General features: G+C 66.9%; 8 protein-coding genes. 4 read left to right on the forward strand and 4 right to left on the reverse strand.

What is annotated here, in order from left to right; genetic code table 11:
* The first annotated feature begins 169 nt into the window (after positions 1 to 169).
* The 4 genes from ELR45_RS05715 (at position 170) to ELR45_RS05730 (ending at position 4,054) form a co-directional block, all read left to right on the forward strand.
* Complete coding sequence (locus ELR45_RS05715; protein WP_205856088.1) at positions 170 to 931, forward strand: ABC transporter ATP-binding protein; 762 nt, start codon at positions 170 to 172, stop codon at positions 929 to 931.
* On the forward strand, positions 931 to 1,785 hold the full coding sequence (locus ELR45_RS05720; protein ID WP_205856090.1) for an ABC transporter permease: 855 nt from the start codon (positions 931 to 933) through the stop codon (positions 1,783 to 1,785). The genes ELR45_RS05715 and ELR45_RS05720 overlap by 1 nt, the downstream gene beginning before the upstream one ends.
* A gap of 85 nt (positions 1,786 to 1,870) precedes the next feature.
* Positions 1,871 to 2,953, forward strand: a complete 1,083-nt coding sequence (locus ELR45_RS05725; protein ID WP_129664132.1) for an ABC transporter substrate-binding protein — start codon at positions 1,871 to 1,873, stop codon at positions 2,951 to 2,953.
* 51 nt (positions 2,954 to 3,004) lie between these two features.
* Entirely contained in the window at positions 3,005 to 4,054 is a 1,050-nt protein-coding gene (locus ELR45_RS05730; RefSeq protein ID WP_129664134.1) for an amidohydrolase family protein, read from the forward strand.
* 9 nt (positions 4,055 to 4,063) lie between these two features.
* On the opposite strand, the gene rhaS is transcribed toward ELR45_RS05730, so the two are convergent.
* The 4 genes from rhaS to ELR45_RS05750 form a co-directional block, all read right to left on the reverse strand.
* A complete protein-coding gene (gene rhaS, locus ELR45_RS05735) occupies positions 4,064 to 5,170 on the reverse strand; it encodes a rhamnose ABC transporter substrate-binding protein (RefSeq protein WP_205856092.1) in 1,107 nt (368 codons plus the stop codon).
* Positions 5,167 to 6,228, reverse strand: a complete 1,062-nt coding sequence (locus ELR45_RS05740; RefSeq protein ID WP_129664136.1) for an ABC transporter permease — start codon at positions 6,226 to 6,228, stop codon at positions 5,167 to 5,169. The genes rhaS and ELR45_RS05740 overlap by 4 nt, the downstream gene beginning before the upstream one ends.
* On the reverse strand, positions 6,218 to 7,285 hold the full coding sequence (locus ELR45_RS05745) for an ABC transporter permease (protein ID WP_205856094.1): 1,068 nt from the start codon (positions 7,283 to 7,285) through the stop codon (positions 6,218 to 6,220). Before ELR45_RS05745 ends, ELR45_RS05740 begins: the two co-directional genes overlap by 11 nt.
* Positions 7,282 to 8,313, reverse strand: a 1,032-nt coding sequence (locus ELR45_RS05750) for a sugar ABC transporter ATP-binding protein (RefSeq protein ID WP_205856096.1), incomplete at its 5' end; no start/stop codon positions are given. The genes ELR45_RS05745 and ELR45_RS05750, both read right to left, overlap by 4 nt.

Genomic DNA, 8,313 nt, shown 5'->3' on the forward strand with positions numbered 1-8,313 from the left:
GAGCTCGGCCTCGGCGGTCCCCGCCGCCCTTTTCTCATGAAGCTCGCCCAAGACCCTTGCCTCTCACTAGTTGCTATAGCAACATAGGACCATCGCTTGTTGCTATAGCAACAGTATCGGGAGGATCATCGTGGATCCAGCAGCACGTCCCCTCGTCTCATTACGCGGCGTGAGCAAGACCTACCAGGCAAAAAAGGGCACACCGGTCCAGGCGCTCACCGACATCACCTTGGACGTCGCTGAAGGCGAGGTGGTCACCCTCGTCGGCCCCTCCGGATGCGGAAAGAGCACGCTGCTCCGGCTGCTCGGCGGTCTGCACATGCCGACGGAGGGGGAGATGCTGCTGGCGGGTCAGCGGCACACCGGCCCGAGCCACCGGATCGGCATCGTGTACCAGCAGCCCTTGCTGTTGCCGTGGAAGAACGTGATCGAGAACGTGCTCGTCCCGATCCGGGTGCGCCGCGCCAAGCTGGCGCCTTACCGCGAGCGGGCCAAGGAGCTTCTCACGGTGCTCGGCCTCGACAGCTTCGCCGCGAGCTATCCGCATCAGCTCTCCGGTGGCATGCAACAGCGTGTGGGAATCGCTCGGGCGCTCATCCAGGACCCTGAGATCCTGTTGATGGACGAGCCGTTCGGCGCGCTCGACGCGATGACGCGCGACACGCTCACGGTCGAGCTCCTGCGCATCCACGAGGAGTTCCGCACGACGATCGCCTTCGTCACCCACAGCATCGCCGAGTCGGTCTTGCTCGCCGACCGGGTCGTGGTGATGACGCCACGTCCCGGCCGCGTGGCTCAGGTGTTGCCGGTGGGCCTGCCACGTCCGCGGACCCTGAAGGACGTGAACTCGGAACGCTTCGGACAGTATGCCGGCGAGGTGCGCGCCATCCTCGACGAGCACCTGGCCGATCACACCAAGGCGGTGGCGTGATGTCAGCCGTCCAGAAGCAGACCGTCCCCAGCGCGGAGGCCATGTCCCGCAGCGGCCGTGGCCTCGTCGCCGTCGGACAGCTGGTGAGCCGGGTGGGCCCCTTCCTCGGGCTGGTGGTGATTCTCCTCGCCGGCTGGGAGGCGATCGTCCGTCTCCTCGATGTGCCCCGCTACACCCTTCCGCCGCCCATGGAGGTTGTAACCGCCCTGGTCAACGGCGTCACGAGCGGAGTGCTCGTGACGCACACCTGGGTCACGCTGCAGGAGGTGCTGCTCGGCTTCGGCCTGGCCATCCTGTTCGCCACGGTCATCGCTGCCGTGGTCACCCGCTGGGAGCTCATCGAGCGCGCCTTCATGCCTCTCATCGTCGCCCTCCAAGCCGTACCGAAGGTCGCCCTCGCGCCGTTGCTGCTGACGTGGTTCGGGTTTGGGATGACCTCGAAGGTGGTGACGACCGCCCTCTTGGCGTTCTTCCCGCTCCTGATCAACCTCATAGCGGGCATCCAGTCGGCGGATCGCGACCGGATGGAGATGTTCCGGGGCCTGGGAGCAACGAAATGGCAGACGTTCCGGATGCTGCAGATGCCGGCGGCCCTGCCGTACTTCTTCGCCGGCCTCAAGATCGCGCTGACGTTCTCCATCATCGGCGCGATCGTCGCGGAGTTCGTCGGCGCTCAGGCCGGCCTCGGCTACATGATCCAGCTCTCATCGACGAACCTCAACGTCGCCACGACCTTCGCGGTCCTCGTCATTCTCTCCGCCATCGGAATGACGCTGACCTCCCTCATCGGCTGGCTGGGCGCGAAGGTCGTCTTCTGGCAGGGCAAGGGTCTCGACGCCATCTCGGGGTCCTAGGCGGCGATCAGAAGCCGGAGGCGAGCACAGCAGGGCCCGAAGGGTCGTACAGACGGCGATCGACATACCGAGCGAAGGAGCTAAGGTGCGAGACCCCAACACAGTATCCAGGCGACGCGTCCTGGCTGGTGCGGCCACATCCATGACCGTCGCCGTGATCGCGGGTGCGTGTGGCATCCCCGGCGAAGGCGGCGACGACGATCTACGCTCTATCACGATCGTCGTGACCCAGGCCGCGTGGACATCGAGCTATGCGCCCTTGGCGGCAGCGGACGAGCTGGGGTACTTCGAGGACGAAGGGCTCACCGTCGAGTGGGTCAACTTCCCCGGGGGCGCCACCTCGGCCACACAGTTGCAGCAAGGCGCCGCCGACGTGGCGATCGCGGCGCCGGAGCCCGTGGTGATCGGGCACGAGAACGGAGAGTTCACGGCGCAGTACTACGCCATGCTCTTCCGCCGCACGCTTTTCGGCGTCGCAACCTTCGAAGGCGGCGCTGTGCAGACGGCAGCGGACTTGGAGGGCGCACGGGTCGGCGTGGTGAGCCTCGCCTCCAACGGCGTCTACGTGGCTAAGGCGGTCGCCGCCGAGGCCGGCGTCGACCCCGAGTCCTTGCAGTTCGTCGAGATCGGCGCCGGACCTCAGGCGATCGCGGCCCTGGGATCGGACGCGGTCGACGTGCTGTCGACCTACGACTCGCAATACCAGACGATGCTGAATGCCGGCGTGGAGGTGGAGGTGCTCGAATCGGACTTCGTCTCCGGTCTGAACGCGGGAGGACTCATGGCGCTGCCTGAACGGCTCCAAGACGAGCCCGAGCTCTTCGCGGCGATCGGCCGGGCCGTGTTCAAGGGCGTGGCATCCTGCGAGCAGGACCCCGAGGAGTGCGTACGGCTGCTGTGGGAGTTCGATCCGTCGACGAAGTCGGTGGAGGTCTCCGAGGAGGAGGCGATGGCGAACGACCTGAGCATCCTCCAGCGCCGTATGGAAGGCTCCTACTCCCTCGAACCGGATGAGAGCCAGTGGGGATCCCACCAGGACGGCACGTGGCAGGTCTTCGTCGACTACATGGTCGAGTCCGGGCAGATCCAAGGCGACGTCGATGTCGATGGCCTCTACACCCACGATCTAGTTGACGAGATGAACGACTGGGACGAGTCCGATCTCTAGACGAGCAACCGATCCCGAAGCCCCTGACGCGCGACGAAGAGAGATGAAGAGATGACCGTGCTCGCGTTCTCGAGCGACTACAAGCGCATCGCCACTGAGGAAGCATGGGCCTCTCGGCAGATGCTGGAGATCTACCGGCGCGAGCTGGCGTCCGGCTCGATCACCGATCCTGGGTTCCGTAGCCTCTGGGGCTACTACCTCGGCTCGACCGAGCGCGCCTCGACGCTCGCCGCGCGCATCGTCGAGGCGGACGAGGGGCGGATCGCCGCCATGGACGAAGCCGGTGTCGACGTGATGATCCTCTCGACCACCACGCCCGGGACCCAGGTCCTCCGCAGAGAGGTCGCCGTGCCGTTGACCATCGAGATCAACGATGAGCTGCGGGATGTCGTCAACCAGCACCCTGACCGGTTCGAGGCGCTGACGGCCATCGCACCCCAGGACCCCACAGCCGCCGCAGAGGAGATCCGGCGCGGACACGACGAGCTCGGGTTCAAGGGTGTGATCCTCAACTCCCACGTCCAGGGCCAGTACCTTGACGCGAAAAGGTACGACCCCATCTTCGAGGCGGCAGAGGCGCTCGACACACCTATCTACCTGCATCCCAACACGCCGATCCCGCGCATGGCGGAGCCCTTCATCGAGGCAGGCCTCGACGGCGCGGTCTACGGGTTCTCGGTGGAGACCGGCCTGCATCTGTTGCGGCTGATCACCGCGGGCGTCTTCGACCGCTACCCCACGTTGAAGATCGTGGTCGGACATCTCGGTGAGGCGTTGCCGTTCTGGATGTGGCGCCTCGACTTCATGCATGGCGCCGCCGTGAGGTCACAGCGCTACGAGGCTCTGAAACCGCTGCGAAGCCCCGTGAGCGACTATCTGAGACAGAACATCTATTACACAACGAGCGGGATGGCCTGGCACCCTGCGATCGAGTTCGTTCGCGAGGTCGTGGGGATCGACCACCTCATGTTCTCGTGGGACTACCCATATCAATGGGCTCCCGAGGAGGTGGCCACCTACGACTCGCTGCCATGGCCACTGGAGCACAAGAGGGCCTTCTTCCAGGGCAACGCGGAGCGGGTCTTCCACCTCGGTCCTTGACTCGCGCCATCAGAACTCGAAGTCGTCGATGTTGTCGGCGTTGAATCGGGTCGGCGGGCCGAGGGTGATCACGCCGTCCGGCCCGATCTCGTACTCGCCGAGGTCGCCGGCGGTGAACGTCTCACCTTCGGCGCCGGTGATGATTCCCGACGCCATCGCGGCGCCGGCGTACGCGGCCAGCTCGCCCAGCGCTCCCGGGTCCCACAGCGCGAACTCGGTGACGGTGTCGTCGTTGACGAACTCCCGCATCTGGTTCGGCGTGCCGAGCCCGGTCAGTGCGATCTCTCCCTGGTACTCCGAGCCCTGCAGGTATCGGGCCGCGGCCGCGATCCCGACCGTGGTGGGCGAGATGATCGCGTCCAGGTCAGGGTTGGACTGGAGCAGGCCCTGTGTCTCGGTGAACGATTTCTCGTCCTCGTCGTCGCCGTAGACGGTGGCGACCAGCTCGATGTCGGCGTAATCGGCGTTGTTCGCGAGTTCGTCCTCGATGACAGCGATCCACGCGTTCTGGTTGGTCGCGTTCGCCGTCGCGGACAGGATGCCGATCTGGCCCTCACCACCGACCTGTTCGGCAGCCATCTCGATCAGCGCCCTGCCGACCTCGTCGCCGTCGACCTGGCTGACGAAGGCGTCGCGGCATTCGGCGTCGACATCGGAGTCGAACGTGACGACATACGTCCCGGCGGCGCGTGCCTGATCCAGCGACGAGCACAACGCGTTCGGGTCGTTGGCCGACAGCAGGACGGCGTCGGCGGCCTGCTGGCTGAGTGTGTTGATGTAGTCCACTTGCGACGACGCCGTGGCCTCCGAGGGCCCGGTGTACTCGTACTCGCCGCCGAGTTCGGTGACGACCGCCTCGGCGCCTTCACTGGACACCTCGAAGTACGGGTTGTTCACCGACTTGGGCAGCATGGCGATGGCCAGGCCTTCCTGGTATTCGCCCTCGGGGTCGGCTTCGGCGGCGGGTGCGTCGTCATCACCCTCGTCGCCGCTGGTGTCGTCATCGCCTTGGGTGGTGCCACCGCAGGCGCCGAGTGTGAGCGCGACAGCCAGCCCGGCGGCCAGCGGAAGAATCCGCCGCCGCGACGTCCTGCGCACCGTGGTCATGTGCCTCATGATGGGTCCTTTCTCGCGTCGGAAAGAGAGACGGGGTCGTGGGAGATGGGTACGCGGGCCCGCCGTCGGCGTGTCAGCGCAGCGCGTGCGGAGCTGACGATGTTCGGCGCCAGTACGGAGATGATGAGCAGGACACCGGTGACGATGGTCAGCTGGTCGGCGCTACGGCCACTCAGACGCAATGCGTTCTGGAGCGCGGTGAGCAGGACGACACCGCCGACGACGCCGGGCAGCGTGCCCTTGCCGCCGAAGATCGACACCCCGCCGAGCAGGACGGCCGCCACGACGGTCAGCTCCAGCCCGTTGGCGTTGTCGGCCCTGGCGCTGGAGAACCGCAGCGTCCAATACACCCCGACCAGGCCTGCGACGGCTCCGGAGAGCACATACAGCCAGAACTTGACCTTGCCGACCGGGATGCCGGCGAACGCCGCGGCCACCGGGTTGGCACCGATGGCGTACGTCGAGCGCCCCACCGAGGTGGCGTGGAGCACCGCGGTGAACAAGGCCACCAGCACAAGGATCGGGATGGTGACATTGGGGATCCACTCACCGCCGATGCCGCCGATCGCCCAGTTGGTGAACGGGCGCGGGAAGTCCGCCACGGCCGTGTCCCCGAGCAGGACGAACGCCAGGCCGCGGTAGAGCGCCAGCGTCCCGATGGTGACAGCCAACGAAGGCAACCCGAGGACCGTGACGAAGAACCCGTTGACCGCGCCGAGGACCGCACCGATCAGCACCGTGACCCACAGGATGGTCTCCAGGGGCAGCCCAGCGTCCCACATCGCCCCCATGGAGGCACTGGTCAATCCGACCATGCTCGCGACCGACAGGTCGATCTCACCAGTGACGATGATCAGGGTCAGGGGCAGCGCCAGGACGAGGATCGGCGCCATCTCCAAGATCAGGAACCCGAAGTTACGCGTCGTCCCGAAGTGCTCGACGCCGACGGCCGCCACCACGATCACGATCGCGGCGACCACGATCACGGCAACGTCCCAGGTGGCGAAGCGCGACCAGGACCGCCGTTCAGCGGGCGCGGCAATGACGTCAGCCGACATGGGAGCCCTTCTTCCGCAACGAGACGGCCACCCGCGCCGCAACCAGCCGATCCAGTGCGATGGCTCCGACGATGAGGGCGCCGACGATCGCACGCTGCCAGAACGGGTTGGCGCCGAGCACCGGCAAAGCGCTGTTGATCACCGTGAGCACCAACGCTCCGAGTCCTGCACCGAGCACCGTGCCGCTGCCGCCGAAGATGGCCACGCCGCCGACCACGACGGCGGCGACGACGTCCAGTTCCAGCCCGGAGCCGGCCGAGGCGTCGACCGTGCCGAAGCGCGCCGCGTACAGCACGCCGCCCATGCCGGCCAGCGCTCCGGAGGCGAGATACGCGGTCATCAGACGCCGGGTGATCGGAATGCCGGCAAGCCGTGCGGCCTCCGGGTTGGACCCGATGGCGTAGAGGTCTCGACCCGACCGGTACCGGCCGAGGAAGAGCGCGACGACGAGCAGGACCACGCCGGCGATGACGAACAGCCAAGGAACGCCGAAGATCCGGGCAGTGCCGAAATCGAGGAAGCCCCGCGGCATGTCGCCGGCGTTGATCCGGCTCCCGCCGGCCACCGTGTACACGACGCCACGGAAGACGTACAACGTGCCGAGCGTGGCCACCAGCGGCGGCACCTTCCCCCACGCGACGACCGCCCCGTTGATCAGTCCGCACGCGAGGCCGACGCCGACGCCGATCAAGCCCGCCACCGGGATGGGAAGACCCGGGTTCTCGGCGAGCGTCTGGGCCGTGATGAAGGCGGACAGACCGAGGACCGAGCCGACCGACAGGTCGATGCCCTTGGTGAGAACCACCATCGTCACCCCGGTGGCCAGCAGCGTGATGATCGAGGCGGACAGCAGCACGTCGCGGATGCTCTGCTGAGACAGGAAGCGTGAGTTGGCCAGCGTCGTCACGATGACCAGAGCCACCAGTACCAGCGCCAGCCCGAGGGCGCGGAACCGCAGCACGGCGTCCAGAACCGTAGAACCTGTCCGTGTGCCCGGGTCCACCTCGTGGACCGAGTCGGTCGGCGCTCCGCTCGGCTGCGGCGAGACAGTCGTCACGCGTGCGCCTCCTGCCCGGTGGCGGCGAACATCACGGCTTCCTCAGTGGCGTCCGGCCGCGCGATCTCGGCGACCATGCGACCTTCCCGCATCACGAGGATCCGATCGGCCATGCGTAACACCTCAGGAAGCTCCGACGAGATCATCAGCACGGCCACACCGTCAGCGGCCAGCTGCGACATCAGCCGGTGAACCTCGGCCTTCGTGCCGACGTCGATGCCGCGGGTCGGTTCGTCGACGATCAGCACCTTCGGCCGGGTCGACAGCCATTTGGCCAAGACCACCTTCTGCTGGTTACCGCCGGAGAGCGTGCCGACCGGGTCACTCAGACGCCCGTACCGGGTGTGCAGCCGGGCCGTCCACTCCGCGGCTTCACGCTTCTCCGCTGCGCCGGTCAGGAAACCCAGCTTCGCCAGCGACCGGGTCCGCGCGAGGGTGGCATTGCGCACGATCGACAGATCGAGCACGAGACCCTGCTCGCGTCTGTCCTCAGGGACGAGGGCGATGCCCGCGGCCATCGCGGCACGCGGATCGTCGGAGCGGACTTCGGCGCCGTTCACACGCACGGTGCCCATGTCGCGGGGATCGATGCCGAAGATGCCCCGGGCGACTTCCGACCGTCCAGCGCCCACCAGCCCGGCCAGGGCGACGATCTCTCCGGCCCGGACGGCGAACGACACGTCATCGTAGACACCGCCACGGGTCAGGCCTGTGACCCCCAGGACCTCCTCGCCGAACTCGACGTCCTGCTTCGGGAACAGCGCATCGAGCTCCCGGCCGACCATCCGACGGACAATCTGGTCGATGGTGACCTCGGCCATGAGATCGGTCGAGACATGGGCGCCGTCACGCATCACGGTGACCCGCTCACACAGCTCTTCGACCTCTTCGAACCGATGCGAGATGAACAGGATCGCGGCACCCGCATCGCGTAGCGACCGGGCGACGGCGAACAGCCGGTCCACCTCGACACCGGACAACGCCGCCGTGGGCTCATCCATCACCAGCACGTCCGCGTTCAGCGAGAT

It is taken from the genome of Phytoactinopolyspora endophytica (genome assembly GCF_004138495.1).
In the GTDB taxonomy this organism is placed as follows: domain Bacteria; phylum Actinomycetota; class Actinomycetes; order Jiangellales; family Jiangellaceae; genus Phytoactinopolyspora; species Phytoactinopolyspora endophytica.

Excerpts from the sequence above, each read along its gene's own strand:
- ELR45_RS05720 (WP_205856090.1), top strand. The coding sequence starts at position 931 with ATGTCAGCCGTCCAGAAGCAGACCGTCCCCAGCGCGGAGGCCATGTCC.
- rhaS (WP_205856092.1), bottom strand. The coding sequence starts at position 5,170 with ATGAGGCACATGACCACGGTGCGCAGGACGTCGCGGCGGCGGATTCTT.
- ELR45_RS05740 (WP_129664136.1), bottom strand. The coding sequence starts at position 6,228 with ATGTCGGCTGACGTCATTGCCGCGCCCGCTGAACGGCGGTCCTGGTCG.
- ELR45_RS05730 (WP_129664134.1), top strand. The coding sequence starts at position 3,005 with ATGACCGTGCTCGCGTTCTCGAGCGACTACAAGCGCATCGCCACTGAG.